Genomic DNA, 19,568 nt, shown 5'->3' with positions numbered 1-19,568 from the left:
CATCATGCGCCGATCCCTACTGCGGAGATGGCCATGGTGGAGGAGCTGGTCAAAAGCGTGGCGCTGTTGCTGGCGCTGTGCTTCCTGCACGGATTCATCGTCCGCCTCTGGCGGCGACACGCCGTCGCGGGGCAAGTGGTGTCTGGTTTTCTGTTCGGGGGCATCTGCATCCTGGGCATGTTGATGCCGCTGGTGCTCATGCCGGGCGTGATCTTCGACGCGCGTTCGGTGGTGCTGTGCATGGCCGGCCTGTTTGGCGGCCCGCTGGTGGGCCTGATTGCGGCCACCATGACCGCCGCCTGGCGCGGCTGGGTCGTAGGAGGTGTCGGTGCCGGGGTCGGCATCATGATGGCGTTTGTGTGCGTGGCCATGGGGCTGGCCTACCGCGAGGCCCGTGCGCGCGGCTGGGTCACGGTTCAACCGCTGCACATGCTGGGCTTTGGCCTGGTCGTGCACCTGGTGGTGGTGGGCATGTTCCAGTTCACGCCGCCTGCCGTGGCAGCACGCATCAACGATACCGTCGCCGTTCCCTACGTCATCGTCTTCACCCTGGCCACGCCGCTTCTGGGCTGGCTGCTGCATGATGTCGAGCGGCGGCTGGAGACCGAGGCCGCCCTGGTGGCCAGCGAGGCGCGATTGCGCGCTGTGACCCAGGCGCTGCCCGACGTGCTGCTGTTGCTGGACGAGGACGGGCGCTATCTCGAAGTCCTGTCGGCACGCCCCAGCTATCTTGTGGCCCGCAGTGAAGACCTGATCGGCCGTCACATGCACGAGGTGCTGCCGCCCGATCGGGCCGCCGAGTTCCTGCAACTCATCCGCAAGACCCTTGCGGTAGGCGAGACCCAGTCGGCGGAATACACACTCGATACGCTGGCGGGCCCCCGACACTTCGACGCGCGGGTGCAACCGCTGGGGATGCGGGTGGGCGGACGACTGGCGGTGGTGCTGCTCGCCCGTGATGTGACGGCGCGCCATGAGGTGGAGCGTGCCCTGCACGAATCGGAGCTGCGCTTTCGCACCGTGCTGCGCAATCTCACCTCCATTTCAGTGCAAGGCTATCGGGCGGACGGCACCACCAGCTACTGGAACCACGCTTCCGAGCGGCTGTACGGATACACCGAGGCCGAAGCCCTGGGCCGCAACCTGCTGGACCTGATCATTCCGCCCCCCATGCACGACGCGGTGCGTGCCGACATGGCCCGCATGTTTGCGACGGGCGAAGCCATTCCGGCGGGCGAGCTGCGCCTGCGCCGCAAGGACGGCAGCGAGGTGGAGGTGTTCTCCAGCCACGTGTTCATTCATGTGCCAGGGCAGGACCCGGAGATGTTCTGCATCGATATCGACATCTCGGACCGAAAGGCAGCGGAGGAAGAGGCCCGGTACCTCGCCTGCTACGACCCGCTGACACAACTGCCCAACCGCCGCATGCTGCTCGACCGCTTGCAGCAGGTGATGGCGGGCAGCGCGCGCAGCGGTCATTACCTGGCGGTCCTGTTTGTGGATCTGGACAACTTCAAAACCCTGAACGATACCCGGGGCCACGAAACTGGCGACCGCTTGCTGCAAAGCGTGGCCCAGAGACTCCGAGCGGGCGTTCGCGAACACGACACCGTGGCACGGCTGGGCGGCGACGAGTTTGTGGTGGTGCTGGAGGACCTGAGCGACAACCCGAATGAAGCGGCCACCCAGACCCGCAGCGTGGCCGAAGGCCTGCTGCTGCGCTTGTACGCTCCCTACGACACGGTGCAAGCGGACTACCGCTGCACCGCCAGCATCGGGGCAACGCTGACCTGCGGCCAGGACGGCTCGGTGGAAGACCTGCTCAAGCAGGCCGACCTGGCCATGTACCGCGCCAAGACCGCCGGGCGCAATGCGCTGCGATTTTTTGACCCCGACATGCAGCAGGCCATGAACCGGCGCGCCCAACTGGAGGCCCAGTTGCACAACGCGCTACGGCTGCAGCAGTTTCTGTTGCTGTACCAGCCACAGGTGGACACCAAAGGCGGCGTGCGCGGCGTGGAGGTGCTGGTACGCTGGTCCCATCCCGAACAGGGCATGGTGTCGCCGGGCGAGTTCATTCCGTTGGCCGAGGACACCGGCCTGATCCTGCCTCTGGGCCACTGGGTGATGGAAACTGCCATGCGCCAGCAGGCGCAGTGGCGCCGCGATCCGCTGCTGGGCAGCATCGATGTGTCCATCAATGTGAGCGCACGGCAGTTTCACCAGGAGCACTTCGTGCAGATGGTGCAGGAATTGTTGCAGCGAACGGGGGCTGACCCACGGCGCATCCAGCTGGAGTTGACCGAATCGCTGCTGCTGGACCAGGTGGACGCAGTGATTGCCACCATGCAAGCGCTGCGCGCCCTGGGCGTAGGCTTTGCGCTGGACGACTTCGGCACGGGCTACTCCAGCCTGAGCTACCTCAAGCGCTTGCCGCTGGACGTGATCAAGATCGACCAGGGTTTTGTGCGCGATCTGCTCGACGAGCCGCGCGACGCGTCCATTGCCCGCACCATCATTGCGCTGGCCGACGCTCTCTCCCTCGGCGTGGTGGCCGAAGGGGTTGAGACCGAGGCCCATTTCCAGTTTTTGCAGTCGCACGGCTGCAAGCGGTTCCAGGGCTACCTTTTCGGGCGGCCCATGCCCCTGCCCGACTTCGAAGACCGGGCGCGCCAGTGCCCTTACCCACCGGCCTGACGCACGGCGAAACCGAAGGAAGCTCTGCATCACCCTGGCGAGGATGCGCGGGTGCGGGCCAGGATGGACCGCAAGGCGCTTTTGGCAGTCCATAGCCGCGCGATGGGCAAGAACAGCATCGCAGCAGACCGCCCGAGGCCGTGCCCGCGCAGACCGCAGGGCGTTATGCAGAGCTTCCTTAACAGCGCAGCACAGGCGCAGACGGTGCTACGGCCTCGTGCACCCAGGCCGCATAGGCGGGGCTGGCCTGCACGGGCTGCACCACCAGTTGCGGCAGCGAGTACGGATGCGCCTCCTGCCACTGCTCCAGCAGGGCGGGCACCCGGGCAGAAATGGTCTTGGCGAGCACACGCCATTCGCGGTCGGCATGCAGAGCGCCGTCCCAGACATAGTGGGAGGTGATGGCCTCCACCTGGGCGCACGCAGCCAAGTGCTGCTGCACGGCCAGCTGGGCCAGGCGGGTGGCATCGGCCTCATCGGCGACGGTGGTGGTGACGACGGACAAATCTGCCAGGGCACCCAGTGCGGGTGAAGAAGACATAACGCACCTCCGCATAGACCGCGTCTGCCGGCCAAACGCCCACAACAAAAGCTCCTAAAATAATAGCAAACCCTTGAGCGAATACAAGCACAAGCCATCCTTTTGACCAAGGAAATCCGCCTCTCCGCATGCACCGCATCCGGACACGATCCTCCATCGAAACACGCACACCGTGTGCGGTGGACCGCGCCCGTCAGAAGCGGCGCGGGCCGCTGACCGAAGCACGACGGTGGAAACCGTTGGCTCCGCCGGAGCCTGACGGTGCCGCGACGACGTGGGGTGAGGCCGCGCAAGTGCCCCCCCTGTGGGAGGACACTGACCCGACCATGCTCCGGAGTCCAAGGGCGTCGAACCACACCAGACGTCCACCGCCCGGTAGGGCAGCCCCCCTGCACAGTCCTCTTGCCGGGCACCCGACGGCGCTGCCAGGGCACTCCGGAAGCCCCGGGGGCAAGGCAATGACGCAGCTTACGCGCAAGAGCCTGGCGGCACGGCGCAGTGATCGGCATCCTGCACCACGCTCCAGTCCATGAAATCCAGAATCTCTTGCCGCCGCGCCTGGGCGTCGGCCTCTCCCAAGGCCATCAACTCCTGGGTGAAAGGCGCCTCAAACAACAGATAGCTGGCCAGGGCAGCGCCTTGCGTGCGCGCCCCCTGGCGCGCTACTCCGATGCCCCCGAGCAGGGCACGCACAGGGCGCGGCAATGCCTCCAGGTGTCGCGCCGCAATGTCATCAATGCGCTGGGAGGGCGACACCACCAGGCATCGGACCGTTTTCCAGGGGGTCTCGGCGCGGGCGGCTGGAGACATCAGCGACAGCACGCGATTCACCCGCTCCAGCCGCTCGATGTCCACGGCCAGGGTGTCGAGGAATACGCTGGCCATCGCGTGTCCGGCAATCTGGGCCATGCTGGGGTAACGGCGCTCGGGCAACTGCTCCGCCGGCGCTTCTTGTGCGCGCCCGGCACCGACCACCAGCAGCCGGTCGGCCCCCAAGTGCATCGCAGGCGACAGCGGTGCGGTCTGCCGCATGCTGCCGTCGCCAAACCAGGTGGTCGCTCCGGCATGTGTCAGCCTGCGCGCGGGAAAGATGAAGGGGATGGCCGACGATGCCAGCAGATGGTCGTGGGACAAAAAACCGGGTACCGCTTGCCGCTGAGGCCGCACCCACGGCTCGATGGGTGTGGCACTGCTGTAGAACGTCATGTGCTGGCCATTGCTGTACGACGAAGCCGTGACTGCCAGCGCCCCCAGATGTTTGCGGGCAAACATGGTGGGCAAGCGTTCCATGGGAACCAGCTCGCGCAACAGGCTGGCCAGCGGCGTGTTGTCCAGCAGGCTGCGAGGCTTGAGTTTGCGCCAACGGGCAAAGGCCCATCCGGCGGACAACGCGGTGATCCAGTGGGCGCCGGACCGAATCACGCCCCAGGCATCGGCTTCGTATACCTGGTCCGCGTGAAAGTTGCCCCACACCTGTGCCAAATCGGCAACCGCATCCCCAAAGGCATCCGCGCGACACGCGACCGCGGCGCTGTTGATGGCACCCGCAGACGTTCCCACCACGATTCCGAACGGTGCCTCCTGCGCGCGCAGCGCGGGGACGGTGGCGGGTGTGCATTCGGCCTGCATTCGGGCCAACGCCCTCAGTACACCGACCTGGTAGGCGGCTCGGGCGCCGCCTCCGCTCAGGACCAGGGCGGTGGTCAGACGGTTTCTCATGGCCTCTCCTGCTCTGCGTCAGCACCGGCCGCGTCCGGGCTTGCGGTGGACGAGCGTCGTGCGGCCCCTCCGGGTCAGGGCGATCTCAAAACAGCTCGATCCGGGGACCTTGTGTCGGCGACAGGGACAGGGCCGTGGACTCCGCCCCCTCCGGCGCTGGCTTCGCTGGCTCCTCATGGCCCAGCACGGCCATGCCAGCATCGGCCGTCATCAGGGCATGATTGACGCGCTGTGCGTACATGACGTAGTCATGGGTCCAGCGCTGCAGCAACTCCTCCAGCAGTTGGGGCGGCGGCGGGGCGTTGCCGTCCACCAGCAAGTACAACTGAGAGAAGTGGTCAGACAGGCTGCCCAGGGCGCGGTTGATCTGTTCGAGCAACTGGCGATTGATGTCCTGGAACTGCATCTGGGCCAGTGTTTCCAGCACGTCCTCTGTGACACGGCGCACATCGGCCTCCATACTGGCCGACAGATCCGCCAGATAGGGCACGAGATCGGACAACGTCGTGCCCATGTGGTGCACATGTCCGGCGATTTCTTCCAACTGGCCCGAAGACTCGATCCCCAGGGTTTGCTGCAGCCTGTCGAACTCGTTGTCGATGGCGGACGCTGCCGCATGGATGCCGTCTCGGACATGGCGCGCGGCCGCTGTGGTCTCTCCGGAGAGGCGACGCACCTCGTCGGCCACCACCTTGAAACCCGTGCCCGAATTGCCAGCACGCGCAGCCTCGATGGCCGCATTCAGTGATATGAGCTGAATCTTGCGAGCAATCTCCGTGATCTGGTCGGCCACGGGCATGAGGTCACGCACTTGCGCAGCCACATCGTGCACACGCTCCAGGCTCTGCGCGCGCAGAGCCTCGTAGTCTCGCTGGTGCTCTGCCAGACGCTGCACCGTCGCCGCCTGCTGAACCGCCTGGGCTTGAGACAGCTCCGACATACGGGCAGAGTGTTCGATGGCCTGGGACACCCGTGTACCCATATCTCGCGAGACCGCGTGGATATGGTTCACCCGCTCGAGCATCGAAAACACGGCGGCCTCGGACGTCTGGATGGTGGTGCCCACCTGCTGCTGCAAGACGGAAAACGCCTGCTGCGAGGTGCTGATGTCCTGGGCCAGCACAGCCCGCACTGGACCGATGTCGCCGGCCGGCTCAGCGGCTTTCCTGCCGAGATGCGGCAGCAAGCCGCCGATGGCAAGGCCCACGATGCACCACAGGGCCGACTGCAAATCCAGCCACCCTGGCATAGACCAAGCCACCACCAGCAGCGCCATGGACAAGGCCGCCCAAGTCTGCGCGGTGCGCGAGTGGCTCAAATCCTGGGCACGCTGGCCCAGCCTGGCCAACCACTGTTTGATCACGTCGTATGGCATGTCAGCACCTCATGCTCCAGGCAACACCTGGCGTATGACCTGGACCAGGTCGTTCCCCCCTACCGGCTTGACCAGCCAGCCTGTGGCCCCCAGACGCTTGGCCTCATCGCGCTTGGCTTGCTGGCTCTCCGTCGTCAGGGTGAGAATGGGCGTGAAGCGCAGGAGCTTGCGTGCCTCGGTGATGAACCCGATGCCATCCAGACGCGGCATGTTGATGTCGGTAATGATCAGATCGGGCTTAAGCCCCTGCTGCACGCGCTCCAGTGCCGCCTGACCATCGTTGGCCACCTCGACCTTGAAGCCACTGATTTCCAGCGTGCTCTTGAGACTCATCAGCATGGTGCTGGAGTCGTCGATGAGAAAAATGGTTTTCATGGCAACTTGCCCTCTGTCTGTTCCAATGGTGAGCGGTCGGACCTGTGCTTTCAGGGCCGGGGGCCGTCCAGGTGCCGTGCCAACAACCCCTCCAGAAATGGATCGGACGGCGCGGCAATGACCCGGGGCTTGAAGACCAACAGCGCCTGCAAGGCTGCGGTGTGCAGGTGCTCGCAACGCCCCAGGTGCACCTTGGGGGACTTGCGGGCCTGTAGCCACTGCGCTAGAGCCTCGGCGTCTTCCACGCTGACGGTGCCCTCGAGCGCGGCGTGCGTCTTGAGGTATCGAATCGACATCAGATGAGCTCCTTGGGGTTGAGTACCAGCAACACACTCCCATCGCCCATCAAGGCCGTACCGGCAAAGCCGGTCAGCCCCGCCAGAACGCCCTCCATGGGCTTGAGGATGATGTCGCAGGTACCGTGGAAGTCGTCCACGATGAGACCCACCACCTCCGAGGCCGTACGAACCACCAGCACGGCGTGCTCCCCCTCGCCGTTCAGGCGTTGGGGTTCGCACAAGGCCAACATGTCATTGATGGCTCGCAGCGGTACGATCCGCCCCCGCAGCACCGCCGTCTGGGCCGACTTGAATTGGTGAATGTCATCGATGTGCACCCGCACGGTCTCTACGATCAGATCCATGGGGATACCGAATCTCCGGCCAGCCGTCTCGACCACCATCACATTGGTCACAGCCATGGACAAGGGCAGCGACAGGCTGACGCAAGCCCCCCGACCCTCCTCGCTGTGCAGGGCGACCGAGCCATTGAGACGCTCCACCGCAGAACGCACCGCATCCATCCCAACGCCCCGGCCGCTGAGGTCGGACACACTGTCTGCCGTGGAGAAGCCGGGCAAGAAAATCAGGTGCTGGATCTCGGCTGGCGTCATGGCCGCCGCGCGCTCCGCCGTGATCAGCCCCTTTTGCAGCGCCTTCTCCTTGACTCGCTGGGCGTGTATACCTGCCCCATCGTCCCGGATATCGATGATGATGCGGTCGCCCTCCTGGCGCGCGCATACCTCGATGGTGCCCTGCGCCGATTTGCCAGCGCGGGTACGCACCTCGGGCATCTCCACACCGTGATCGAGGCTGTTGCGGAGAATGTGCACGAGCGGCTCGGCCAGTGCCTCAATCACCGTCTTGTCGGCCTCTGTCTCCTCACCGGTAACCACAAGGCGGACGTCTTTGCCCAACCTGCGTGAGATGTCGCGGACCAACCGTCCAAACCGCTGGAACACGGTGCCGATCGGTAACATCCGCACCTGCATGATGGCGTGCTGCATGTCCTCGGCGATGCGGTTGATCACGGCATACTGGGCCTTGATCTCGCGGGCAAGCTCTCGGCTCTCGAAAACGGTTTCAGCCCGTGCTGCCAGATACGGCAGTGCATTCTTGGCCACCACCATCTCGCCAATCAGATCCATCAGGCGGTCGATCTTGTCCTGAGACACCTTCAGCACGCGATGCCCGGCCTCCTCTGCCACCGGAGCCGGCTGCAAGCTCGTGCGCACCTCTGGCGCAGCAGCATCGGCAGCGCTTTCCGCCAAGGCCAGAGACGCATGGGCCACTCGGGGTCCTTCCTGCTCGGGATCGTGCACACGGATACCCCTGCTGCCGTCGGGATCCTGGTCTCGGGCCCACTGCGCCAGCGCTGCGCGCTCATAGGGAGCGTCTTCCTCCCAGGAACAGACCGCGTCGCCCGCGGTGTCGCCATGCATGGCCGACAGCAGTCCCAGCAGCACCCGACGCACAGCCAGCAATGCACCGCCTGTCAGGTCCGGCCGGGTCAGCAGGACGCACTGGTCACGCCAGAGCTGGCGCGCGCGCTGAAGCATCACCTCGCTGTACCGCTCGTCCTGCTCGAAAGCGCCGGGCTGCGCAGCCTGGCCATCAGGGGCCTGGAGCTTGACCGCGCCCTCGCTGCCGAGCGCAGAGGGCGCTACCACTGCTACGGGGGGCAAAACAGCACCCACCGCCGATGGTGTGGCTTCGACCGTGACAGCGGCCGAGGCTTCTTCTGGACACAGCCAGAGGACCAACTGCTCTGGCACAAAACGGAAGTGCTCCTCCAGGTACGCCGTCGGCGATGAACTGAGCATGCGGAAAACCAGAGAACACTGATAACAGTCCCACGCTGCGTTGTCCGCGGGTTGCTCCATCGGTGCAGTGTCCAGCCACGCCAGACCAGGGACCGAACGGGCGAGACGCCAGGGATCTTCGCCCTTGAAGAAGCATCCCGGCTCTGGCGTGTACTCCAGCGCAACCAGTCCCAGCTGCCCCTGGACGGCTGCATGGTCCATGGCCGCACTCACCCAGCCAGGCAACGGCTGCTCCGCAGTCGCGGAGGCGAGGGGCGGAGCGACAGGCCCACGCGACGACAGGGCCGCCACCGGCGGCGCTGTCGCCGTATCGCCTGTGTCCATCAGGGAACGCAAGGCACGAACGTGGACATCCGCGCCCTTGCTGGCATCGGTTGCCAAGCCCCCCGTGGCGGCGATCGCGTCAATCAGCGTGCCGGCGTAGTCCATGGCATCCAGAATGGCATCGGCCAACTGGGGGCTGTAGGCCATCTCCTGGCTGCGTACACGATCGAGCAAGTCCTCGGCCGCATGCACCACCGACTCCAGCGCAGCAAATTCGAACAGACCACAGTTGCCTTTCAGCGTGTGCACCTGACGAAACAGGTCATTGAGAAGCGCTGCATCCTGCGGAGCGCGTTCGACCTGCAGCAGCCGCTCGCCGATGGTCAGCAGAAGGTCGCGAGCCTCCAGCGTGAACTGCTCAATCAATTCATTCTGGTTTGTCGTCATAGCGACCTCCCTGTGGCTGCCTTGGCACGCTGCGCGGGCCCCTGTCCTCGGGCGATGTCTGCGGCTGCGCGCAAGGCGCGCTGCCGGTCGCCCAGCAGCAATGCGACCGTCAGCACCAATTCAGCCGACCGAGCAGGTTTGACCAAGTAGGCGTTGGCACCTGCCGCAAAAGCAGCCTCGGCGTCATGAGACTGCGCTTCGGTGGACACCATGAGCACTGGTGCCTGCAATGTGCCCTCGGTGCGAGCGCGCAGTGCCTTCACGAAGGCATATCCATCCATGCGGGGCATGTTGATATCACTGACGTACAGATCGAAAGGCTGTTCGCGCTGAGCGATTTTCTCCAGCGCCTCCATACCGTTCACGGCTTCGTCGATGATCCAGCCCGCGTCTCCGAGCATCTTGCGGTGGTACATGCGAATGGTGGCAGCGTCATCGACCACCAGAATGTTCTTGGCGCTCATTTCTTGTCTCCAGACACCGGCTTTTGGTACACCAGCGCGTCAGGGAATCGACGGGCGGAAAACAGCGAGGAAATCCGACTCATCGACTCGGAATGCCCCAGACACAGAAAGCCTCCTGGTCGCAGGCTCTCGAACATGTGCTCAGCCGCCAACCTGCGTGACACGTCGTCGAAATAGATCAGCAGGTTGCGGCAAAAAATGATGTCGATATCCCGAAACCGCCGGCAATCGGCGGGATCGGTGAGATTGACGCGGGAAAAATCCACGGCGCTTACCAGGTCGCGAGAGATCGCGTAAGTGCCATCCTTGCGCTTGGCGAAGTACTTCTCCAGATACGCGGCGGGCAGATTGGCCACGGAGCGGGCCGAGTAGGCACCGCGCTGGGCCGCTGCGAGTACAGCGGTATCGATATCGGACGAAAAGATTTCGACGTCGTGAAAATCAATGCCCGGCCATCTCTCCAGCAGGTAGATCGCGATGGAATAAGGCTCTTCGCCCGTGGACGACGGTACAGACCAGATGCGCACACGATCACCCGAGGGCTTGCGCTTGACACACTCGTCGAGCATGTTGTGCACCATGCAGTCGAACTGGTAAGCCTCGCGGAAGAAGTAGGTCTCGTTCACCGTCATGGCATTGACGAGGTGTTGCAATTCGTCGCTGCCGCGATCAAAGCGCAGTGCCATGAAGTAGGTGCGAAAGTCTGCAGCACCGGTCGTCTCGATGCGCTCGACCAGGCGCTTGTCCACGAAGTACCGCTTGCTCTCGTCAAAGTGAATGCCAGTCTTGCGGTAGAAGTACTCGCGGAACTTGAGGAAGTCCCCCTCCGTGATCACCGCGACATCGGTCGGATGTGTGGCTTTCATGGCGATTCAATCCTGGAGATCGCCACATCGGCAGCGAACGCGAGAAACGGGTCGTTACCGAAGCGTTGCACCGCGGCACGGAGCAATTCGACGTCCTGCGGCATGCCGGCCTCCGCCATGCCCTCCATGGCAGAGCCCACCACGTTGAGGGAGTCGTCGTGCTGCAGCACGCCTCGCAGCCATCTGCGTATAGAGGGATGCTGCAGCTCAGACAGCAACTGCAAAGTGAGCAGTCGCGTGTCGGGATCAGGATGACGGAGCAGTTCGTCGACGTGATCTGAGACGACCTGCGGCATGGTCGCCAGTACCTCCATGGCACCATTGCGCAAGGAGGCCTCGTCACTTTGCAAAAGCGGGATCAGCGCCTTGGCGACGTCGTCGTCACCGATCACGCTCAACGAGGTCCACAGCGCCGATTGCACCTCACGGCAAGACTCTGAGCGCAGCGCCTGCACCATGGATGCCACGCACCCAGGATGGGCTCGCAATGCGGCTGCTGCCTCCCGGCGACGGACAGGGTCTGGGTGATGGAGCAGCTCTTCGCACAGCGCTGCTGCATCCTGGGCTACCGGCCCGGTAGGTTCCGATGCAGCGTTGCTGGTAGCGGCTTTCTGCAATGCCATGCTGATCTCCTGAAATACGATGGCGCCTCAGACACCAAGCCACTGACACAGCTGACTGGCAATGCGGTCGCAGGGGAGCTGAACCGTGGCCCCGTTGCGTGCCACCAATTCCTGGGGCATGCCATAAACCACCGCTGTCTCCCGAGACTCGGCCACCGTGCGCCCACCCCGTCGGCGCAGCTCTGCCATCGGTTGCGCGCCGTCATCACCCATACCGGTCAACAAGACCCCGATCAATTGACTCGGATCCACCACCTGCATGGCCGACTCGACCAGCCGAGAGACGGACGGGTGCCACGCGTAAGCGCAGGACTCGGGTACCGGACGGGCCACAAGCTCACCGCCCGATGCGCGAGCCACGACCATGTCGGTACCTCCACGCGCGACGTAGACATGACCTGGCGCCAAACGGGTGGGCCTGTCCACCTCGCAGACGTGCACTGCGCACAAACCATCCATCCGACGTGCCAGCACCTGTGTGAAATTGGCCGGCATGTGCTGCGCCAGCAGTACGGGCCAAGGGCAGTGGGCAGGCAGATGGGGCAATATGTCCTCCAGAGTGCGCGGCCCTCCAGTGGAGACCCCCATCAGCACCAAACCCTGGTACTCCCCTGCCGTTGCACGTGTCGCCCCGACCGCCTCCGTTGCGACACTCCCGGCATTGCGTACGCAAGGCCCCCGCGACTCCTGACGTCTTTGTCCTGCCAAACGTTGCCGCGCACCCGCCCGGGGCTTTGCTTGGGCGGCCGCGCGTACTTTGGTCACCAGTTCCAGGGCCACCTGCTCGATATTGAGCGAGATCGTTCCTCCGGGTTTGGCAATGCAATCGACCGCCCCCAGTGCCAGCGCCTCGAGTGTCGCCATGGCACCCTTCTCGGTCAGGGAGCTGACCATCACCACCGGAGTCGGCCTGACCTGCATCATCAGCGACAAAGAAGTCAGCCCGTCCATTTCAGGCATGTTGACGTCCAGTGTCACCACATCCGGGTGGTACTGCACCAGTCGATCCACAGCTTCAACCCCATTGCGGGCCATCTCCACCTCCATGCCGGCATCGCGCAGGATTTGGCCAAGGGTTCGCCGCATCAAAGCAGAGTCGTCCACGACCAACACTTTGGTGACCTTCATCGAGATTTCTCCCCAGAGAGTCAGGGCATGGGCGCGGGGTTGCCGCAGTCGCCCACATCAGCCATCAGCTGCTGGGCCTCTACCAGCATGACCAGCCGGCGATCGCCGTCGAGCTTGGCCACACGTCGGATAAGGCGTGCCTGCTCTGGAGCCAGTTCTGGCGCCGACTCTATGGAGTGCGCATCGATCCGCAGCACCTCGGCCACAGAGTCCACGATGAATCCGGTTCGGCGTTGACCGACGTGGTACACCATGATTCTCTGGCGGTCGTTGCGCTCGCAGCGGGGCAACCCGAGGCGACTGCGCTGGTCGATCACTGGGAGCACAGTGCCACGCAGGTTGATGACGCCTTCCGCATAGTCTGGTGTGCGTGGAATATGGGTCAGGGTTTCTGGCACACGCACAATCTCTTGCACGCTCATGATTGGAACGCCGTATTCCTCGCCAGCCAGCCGAAAGACCACCACTTGCAGATCGTCGTCTAGCCCACTCGCTGAAGCTGTGGCTTGTGCGTCGTCCTTCATGACTGCCTCCTGGTGAAGTGCGTGTACCGTGTTTGCCTGTATTTGCTCGGTAATCTCAGCCCCTAGCAGCAGGTCCTGTACACCCGGAAGACTGGCGATATCGAGCACAGACACCAGACGGCGTCCCTCGTCGAGTCGGCAGATGGCGGAGAACTCGCGCATCCCCCCATCGCGGGACAGCGTCGGCGGCAGCGGCTCTGCTGCGTCCTGTGGCACCGTCAGCACTTCTTTGACGGTATCCGTCACCAGCCCTACAGCCGCTCCATCCGACAGACCTACCACTACGATTCGCTGGCGCTCGTCGGGCTCGGCGTAGGGCAACCCAAACAGTTGCCGCAATCCGACCAGCGGGAGCAAACGCTGACGTAGTGAGATCAGACCCAGCACATGCGGCGCGGCATGCGGCAGTACCGTCCACTCGTTAGGGCACTGCACGATCTCACGAACATCTGCGATATCCACACCGTATTCCTGCCCCGCCACCGTGAAGCTCACCAGTCGCTGCTCGGTCGCGATGACTCCGTGAGCAGCCATAAGATCGGGGGCTGCGCCTACAGACGTGCTCATCGGAGCGGTATTGGGTAGCGCACCCTCTGCGCTCTGCGCGATCAAGCGGCTGAACTGCTTCTGCACCACGCGTGCCAGGTCCAGCACCAGGATGAGATCGCTCCCAGGCCCCTCAGGGCGTGGCCGCTGAATGACAGCCGTCAGGTAGTCTCCCTGCGCCAGAGAGCGGAACTGCTGTGCAGGGACCAGCTCGTGCGGCTGCACGTGGATCACGCTGCGCACCTGATCCACCAAAAATCCGAGCAACTGACCGCTCTCGATCACCACAGCCCGTGTCGCATCGTCAACCTCGCGCTCAGGCAGTCCGAAAATGGTACGTAGACTCAGGATTGGCAGTACGCGGCCGCGCAAGTTGGCCAACCCGTCCAGGGACCGCGGCGCAAGTGGCAGTCGCGCGACGTCCGGTGCGCGAATGATCTCTTGTACAGGCGCCAACGGTACAGCGAACACTTCGTTCGCGACACTGAAGGTCACAAACTGCCCCTCTGCGCGCACGATGCTCTCACTGGCTTCAGGTAGGGAATTCATCCCGCACTCCTCAGGCCTGCAGGCCCGCTGGTGAATCAGGAGCTTTGCAGCTCGTCGGCCAGTGATGCGATCTCTTCGATAGCAGCTGCCAGCTCTTCTGCGCCTTGCGACTGCTGTCGCGCGGCTGCTGCAGCCTGCTCTGCGGCCTTCTCCGCCTGGGCGGCTGCGGCAGCAACCTGATCGACCCCTAACTTGACCTGCCCCAGCGCTGTCACAATTTCCTCCGACGACTGCAGCGCCAGCTCGTTGCCTCGCACAAGACTGTCCACATCACGCTCCATGGTGTGCAATGCGGTCGTGATGCTGCGGGCTTTGTCGACTTCGACCCGTGCCGCGTCCATGATCTCGGAGAGGTCACGGCCCACCAGAGTGATCTGGTCTTGGATTCCCTTGACCAGATCCTTGATCCGGTCGGCGTTCTCTGCGGAGTCGTGAGCGAGATTGCGGATGTCGGTCGCGACCACCACAAATCCCTTGCCGTACTCTCCGGCGCGAGCCGCCTCAATGCTGCCGTTGACGGCCAGCATATTGGTCTGAATGGACACTTGGGTGATCGCATCTACGATCTTGTCGATCTTGCGGCTCACCAACTCGAGTGCCTTGACCTGCTGCGTGCTCACCTGCGTGGATTCCACGCCCGTCGAAATGCTGGCAATGAGGCCATCGATCTGCACCTTGCTCTCCGTCATCAAGGCCTGAATGGTGGACGCCTTTTCTTTGCTGACAGACGCGCGAGTCGCTGCCAGCTGGGCTCCACGTTCAATCTGCACAATCGAGGCGGACGAGGCGGATGTTGCGGAAGACTGCGCCTGTGCGCCCTTTCGGATCTGGTCCAGCGCCACCATGATCTGCGCCGCTGAACGGTTGATCTCCTGCACAACGCTGGCCAGCTCCTCGGCGGCCGAGGCCACCTCTTCCGCGCTCTTGCCGATGTCGGTACTCGTCTTGAGCTCATCCGCCAGATCCGCAAGACTCTGGGCGGTTTGCTCACACTCGGACAGCGCGGTACTTTGCTCTTGCACGGTCTTGGCAGCCTCTTCGCAGGCAGAGCTCTGCTCGGTTGCCGCTGCAGCAATGGTTTCGGCACCACGCAGTGCCTCTTTCACAGCGTTGTCGGACTGGCCTGCAGCCGTAGCGATTTCTGTGGCCCCTGACACGATGGTGGCGGCATCTGAGCCGATGCGCGTGAGCTGCTGCAAGATGGCATCGCTCTTTTGGACCTCCGCCTGAACAGCGTCGGCAGCCGCATTGATGCCCGTTGCGATGTGATTCACATCTCCTTGAATCTGGGCCACCAGTTCCTGAATCTGCTTCGCACTTTTCTCGCTGGTCTCCGCCAGGGTACGCACTTCGTCGGCAACCACAGCGAAGCCCTTGCCATGCTGACCAGCTCGCGCCGCCTCGATGGCCGCATTCAGAGCCAGCAAATTGGTCTGATCCGCAATACGAGCCACAGCCTTGACGATGTCGCCGATGCTCGAGGCCTGCCGCTCCAACTCCGCCACCATCTTGACGGACTCGGCCTGGCGTTGCGCCGCCACACCCACGTTGCTGATGGTCGCCCGCACCTCGTCGTTGAGACGGGAACTCATCTGCTGCATGGCCTGCGCACTTTGCTGGGCATGCTGCGCTGAGTCGAGCTGTCGGGTGATGGATGTGCTGATCTGGGTGATGGCTGCGAGGGACTCCTGGGCTGCGCCGGAGGCCTCCTCGGCGCCGCTGGCGATCTGGTCCGTCGCACGCTTGAGCTCTTCCGCGGCAGAGGCTGCTTCGTTCACACCAGCAGACAGCTGGGTCGCCGCACTGGCCACTCGCTCGGAGGCCTGCTGCTGCTTGGCAAGGGTCCGTGCTCTCTTGCGCTGGGCTTCTGCATCTTTACTGACCTGTCGGCCCACATGTGGCATGGACTGCGCAGCAAGTGCAGCACCAGCATCGCTTTGTCGTCTCACCAAGGACATCATGGACTCCTTCGATTCAGCCTTGCAAATGATAAATTAACACCATCGACGGGAATCAATACTATCACTTAAGACGTCAAAAGATTGCACTTGGGTCATTTATAAAATCTTTTAACAACGAAAACCTCTTCGCCTACGCCAAAGCGATTGAAGACAAAATTTCATATTTATCATCTAGGAGGCCTATCATGCGCTGGGCCTACATTGCTGCACTCATCTGACCTGCATAGAGCACCGCACACCCATGAAGCCGGGCAAAGCATCCGTATTCAGAACTGTTTCCTGGTGAATGCAGTGCCAATCACAGAGATTTCAGACGGCCAGCGAATGACCGAGCGCGGCGTGGTGGGACCTTGGCGCGATCCAACCTCTCGCCCTCTGGTGCCTTCGGGTGGCATGGTGCTGCCAATCCAAGATGCGGTGCGACGAAAGCTTGGTCACAGTGCCGCTTCGCTCATAGGCAAGCGATCGCCGATCCATTCGGCCAAACCTATCCTGAGCGCCAATAATCACGCAGTCTGGGGTCGGAACTTTTGGTCTTAGCACTCACTCCCAGAGAGTGCTAACATTGCTCCACAGTCCAGAAAGGATGCGTCGAATGCCCACTTCCACCCTCGCCTCCAGCACGAGCATCGCCCCCGCCAACCCGTGGGCGCTGGTGCCGCCGCTGGGCAATCTGGACGCCTACATTTCCGCCGTCAATCGCCTGCCCATGCTCACCGCCGAGGAGGAGCAACAGTATGCGCGCCGGCTGAAAGAGCACAACGACCTAGACGCCGCCGGGCGGCTTGTGATGTCGCACCTGCGCTTGGTGGTGTCGATCTCGCGCCAGTACCTGGGATACGGCCTGCCGCACGGTGACCTGATCCAGGAAGGCAATGTCGGCCTGATGAAGGCGGTCAAGCGCTTCGACCCCGACCAAGGCGTGCGCTTGGTCAGCTACGCCATGCACTGGATCAAGGCAGAGATCCACGAGTACATCTTGAAGAACTGGCGCATGGTCAAGGTGGCTACCACCAAGGCGCAACGTAAACTGTTTTTCAATCTTCGCTCGATGAAACAGGGCTTCAAGGCTGATGCTGGCGCCGAGGGTCTGAGCCCCCGCGATACCCTGTCCGAGCATGAAATCGACTCGGTCGCAGCGCAGCTCAATGTGAAGCGCGAAGACGTCATCGAGATGGAAACGCGCATGGCAGGCGGCGACGTGCTGCTCGATCCAAGTCCCGGCGACGACGGCGAACAGGCCTTCGGCCCGATCGCCTACCTGGCCGATGCCTCGCACGAACCAACGTCGATGATCGAGTCGCGCCAGCGTGACCTGCTGGCCTCCGACGGTATTGCGACCGCCTTGGCCACGCTCGACGACCGCAGCCGCCGTATCGTGGAAGAGCGCTGGCTCAAAGTGAACGATGATGGCTCGGGCGGCATGACGCTGCACGAACTGGCCGCCGTGTACGGCGTAAGTGCCGAGCGTATCCGCCAGATCGAGGCAGCGGCCATGAAGAAGATGAAGAAGGCACTCGTTGAGTACGCTTGACGCTGCGCGGCCGATGTTGCGCGTTAACATCGCCTGCTAGCGGTCTGCCAAGCCGAGGCCCTTTGAGGGCCTTTTTTGCGAGCATCGGACCGCGTTCAACGCCCCCTCTTTTCTCGTCCTTTGTCGATCCCTGCAAGGAGCACGCATGTCGCAACCGATGTCCCGACGCACCGCCCTGGCCGCAGCCTTGCTGGCTACCGGCGCTCCGGTGGCTGGCTGGGCCCAATCCAAAGCAGCCGCCAACGCTGAGGTCTGGCCCAGTAAGCCACTGCGTATCATCGTGGGCTTTCCGGCTGGCTCGTCGCCCGACCTGACCGCCCGCACGATCGCAGAACCGCTTTCCAAGGCACTGGGCCAGCCGGTGGTGGTGGAAAACCGCGTGGGCGCGGGCGGCAACATCGGTGCCGATGCGGTGTCCAAGGCCAGAGACAACCACACCATCGGCCTGATGATCAACGGCAACCTCACAATTGCCAAGTTGTTGAATCCTGCGGTGCCGTACGACCCACAAAAAGATCTGGCGCCACTGACTCTGGTCGGAACCTCGCCGCTGGTACTCACTGTGCCCACCAATCTGCCCGGCATCACGCCGCAGACCACGGGCCAAGACTTCTTCACCCTGGCTCGCAACGCGGGTGACAAATGGAGCTACGGTACCCCTGGCGTTGGTACCGTGGGCCACATCGGCACAGAGCTGCTCAAGTCACGCAGCAACATCAATCCAGTCCATGTCCCATACCCCGGCTATCCACAGGTGGCCACCGCCATGCTCGGGGGGCAATTGCAGATGGCCCTGCTGCCGCCCGCTCTTGCACAGGCGCAGATCCGCTCAGGCAAGCTGCGTGGCATCGGGGTCACATCCACGGGGCGCAGCCCGCTCGCGCCCGACTTGCCGCCACTGAGCGAGGCGGGCATTCGCGGCTTCAGCCTCGAGATCTGGAACGCTTTTGCTGCGCCCTCCACCATGCCCGCGGCCTTGCGCGAGCGGTTGTCCGCGATGCTCGTGAACATCATCCGCACTGATGAAATCCGTGCCAAGCTCTTCCAGCAAGGCTGGCAGGTCGCAGCCACGTCGCCTGAAGGCCTGAGCAACCGCATCAAGGCCGATACCAACCTGCTCGGCGGCATCATCGCCATGCGTGGCATCAAGGCGGAATAGCTTAACGAGACTTGGCTCGCTACATGGGCCGCGAATGCCGCGGGCATCGGCCAGCTCGTGGCACCGCTCACGAGGCCGGGCTCGGTCAGCCCGCCTCGCGCAGCAAGGTGCGCACGTCTTCGCCTAGTACCTGAACGCCAGTTCCATAGCGGTGGTACACGCGAAGGCGCCCCGATGGGTCGTACACATAGCTGCCAGCCGAATGATCCATGGTGTAGCTCGTGGGCGTCTTGCCGTCGACCTTCTTGTAGTAAATCTTGAAGTCCTTGGCGACCGCCGCGAGTTGCTCCGGCTCGCCACGCAGCGCGAGGAAGCTCGGATCGAAATTGCCCATGTACTCCTTAAGCACCTGCGGCGTGTCGCGCTCGGGATCGACGGTGATGAAGATGCCCTGCAGCCGGTCACCCTCGGCGCCTAGTTGGCGTTTGACTTCAGCCAGCTCCAGCATGGAGGTCGGACAGACGTCCGGGCACTGCGTAAATCCGAAGAACACCACCACCACCTTGCCACGAAAGTCGGCAATTGTCCGCCGCTGTCCATTGTGATCTGTCAGTGGAAAATCCTTCGCATAGTCGGCTCCGGTGATATCAATCCCCCTGAACTCGGCCTTCTTCTCGCCGCACGCCGCCAGCATTCCGGCGGCAGCCACCAACGCAGCGGCTCCTGCGGTGCGGATGAGGTTACGTCTTAGCATG

Annotated in this window: 16 protein-coding genes; 3 read left to right on the top strand and 13 right to left on the bottom strand. The window is 63.4% G+C overall.

Annotation, left to right across the window (positions count from 1 at the left end; all coding sequences use genetic code 11):
- The first annotated feature begins 33 nt into the window (after nt 1-33).
- Nucleotides 34-2,697, top strand: a complete 2,664-nt coding sequence (locus ABD866_RS08615; RefSeq protein WP_345063338.1) for an EAL domain-containing protein — start codon at nt 34-36, stop codon at nt 2,695-2,697.
- Between the two features lie 178 nt (nt 2,698-2,875).
- Here ABD866_RS08615 and cutA read toward each other — a convergent pair whose 3' ends face one another.
- The 12 genes from cutA to ABD866_RS08555 form a co-directional block, all read right to left on the bottom strand.
- Complete coding sequence (cutA, locus tag ABD866_RS08610; protein ID WP_345063336.1) at nt 2,876-3,238, bottom strand: divalent-cation tolerance protein CutA; 363 nt, start codon at nt 3,236-3,238, stop codon at nt 2,876-2,878.
- 468 nt (nt 3,239-3,706) lie between these two features.
- On the bottom strand, nt 3,707-4,957 hold the full coding sequence (locus ABD866_RS08605) for a patatin-like phospholipase family protein (protein ID WP_345063334.1): 1,251 nt from the start codon (nt 4,955-4,957) through the stop codon (nt 3,707-3,709).
- Between the two features lie 85 nt (nt 4,958-5,042).
- The gene (locus ABD866_RS08600; protein WP_345063332.1) at nt 5,043-6,332 is read right to left on the bottom strand and encodes a methyl-accepting chemotaxis protein; all 1,290 of its coding nucleotides are present in this window, start codon (nt 6,330-6,332) and stop codon (nt 5,043-5,045) included.
- Nucleotides 6,333-6,341: 9 nt separating this feature from the next.
- Nucleotides 6,342-6,707, bottom strand: a complete 366-nt coding sequence (locus ABD866_RS08595) for a response regulator (RefSeq protein WP_345063329.1) — start codon at nt 6,705-6,707, stop codon at nt 6,342-6,344.
- A gap of 50 nt (nt 6,708-6,757) precedes the next feature.
- Nucleotides 6,758-7,003, bottom strand: a complete 246-nt coding sequence (locus ABD866_RS08590; protein ID WP_345063325.1) for a hypothetical protein — start codon at nt 7,001-7,003, stop codon at nt 6,758-6,760.
- Nucleotides 7,003-9,519, bottom strand: a complete 2,517-nt coding sequence (locus ABD866_RS08585) for a chemotaxis protein CheA (protein ID WP_345063322.1) — start codon at nt 9,517-9,519, stop codon at nt 7,003-7,005. The genes ABD866_RS08590 and ABD866_RS08585 overlap by 1 nt, the downstream gene beginning before the upstream one ends.
- Nucleotides 9,516-9,983 carry a response regulator gene (locus tag ABD866_RS08580; RefSeq protein WP_345063320.1) on the bottom strand — a complete coding sequence of 156 codons (468 nt, stop codon included), beginning with the start codon at nt 9,981-9,983 and terminating at the stop codon, nt 9,516-9,518. The genes ABD866_RS08585 and ABD866_RS08580 overlap by 4 nt, the downstream gene beginning before the upstream one ends.
- Nucleotides 9,980-10,849 (bottom strand): CheR family methyltransferase, encoded by an 870-nt coding sequence (locus tag ABD866_RS08575; RefSeq protein ID WP_345063317.1) that lies wholly within the window; start codon nt 10,847-10,849, stop codon nt 9,980-9,982. The genes ABD866_RS08580 and ABD866_RS08575 overlap by 4 nt, the downstream gene beginning before the upstream one ends.
- Nucleotides 10,846-11,472: a HEAT repeat domain-containing protein gene (locus ABD866_RS08570; protein ID WP_345063313.1), complete on the bottom strand. Its 627-nt coding sequence runs from the start codon at nt 11,470-11,472 to the stop codon at nt 10,846-10,848. Before ABD866_RS08570 ends, ABD866_RS08575 begins: the two co-directional genes overlap by 4 nt.
- 27 nt (nt 11,473-11,499) lie before the next feature.
- Nucleotides 11,500-12,600, bottom strand: a complete 1,101-nt coding sequence (gene cheB / locus ABD866_RS08565) for a chemotaxis-specific protein-glutamate methyltransferase CheB (protein ID WP_345063310.1) — start codon at nt 12,598-12,600, stop codon at nt 11,500-11,502.
- Nucleotides 12,601-12,620: 20 nt separating this feature from the next.
- The gene (locus ABD866_RS08560; protein WP_345063307.1) at nt 12,621-14,219 is read right to left on the bottom strand and encodes a chemotaxis protein CheW; all 1,599 of its coding nucleotides are present in this window, start codon (nt 14,217-14,219) and stop codon (nt 12,621-12,623) included.
- Nucleotides 14,220-14,254: 35 nt separating this feature from the next.
- Nucleotides 14,255-16,180: a methyl-accepting chemotaxis protein gene (locus ABD866_RS08555; RefSeq protein ID WP_345063303.1), complete on the bottom strand. Its 1,926-nt coding sequence runs from the start codon at nt 16,178-16,180 to the stop codon at nt 14,255-14,257.
- Between the two features lie 595 nt (nt 16,181-16,775).
- Here ABD866_RS08555 and rpoH point away from each other — a divergent pair.
- Nucleotides 16,776-17,714, top strand: coding sequence for an RNA polymerase sigma factor RpoH (rpoH, locus tag ABD866_RS08550; protein WP_345063300.1), 939 nt, complete (start codon nt 16,776-16,778; stop codon nt 17,712-17,714).
- 145 nt (nt 17,715-17,859) lie between these two features.
- Nucleotides 17,860-18,873: a Bug family tripartite tricarboxylate transporter substrate binding protein gene (locus ABD866_RS08545; RefSeq protein WP_345063297.1), complete on the top strand. Its 1,014-nt coding sequence runs from the start codon at nt 17,860-17,862 to the stop codon at nt 18,871-18,873.
- 85 nt (nt 18,874-18,958) lie between these two features.
- Here the strand turns inward: ABD866_RS08545 and ABD866_RS08540 are convergent, their stop codons facing one another.
- Nucleotides 18,959-19,567 (bottom strand): SCO family protein, encoded by a 609-nt coding sequence (locus ABD866_RS08540; protein WP_345063295.1) that lies wholly within the window; start codon nt 19,565-19,567, stop codon nt 18,959-18,961.
- Between the last annotated feature and the right edge of the window lies 1 nt (nt 19,568).

Source organism: Acidovorax lacteus (assembly GCF_039540375.1).
Lineage (GTDB): Bacteria > Pseudomonadota > Gammaproteobacteria > Burkholderiales > Burkholderiaceae_C > Acidovorax_G > Acidovorax_G lacteus.
The sequence above is the reverse complement of the archived record's forward strand: the minus strand, read 5'-3'. Positions and strand labels throughout refer to the sequence as shown.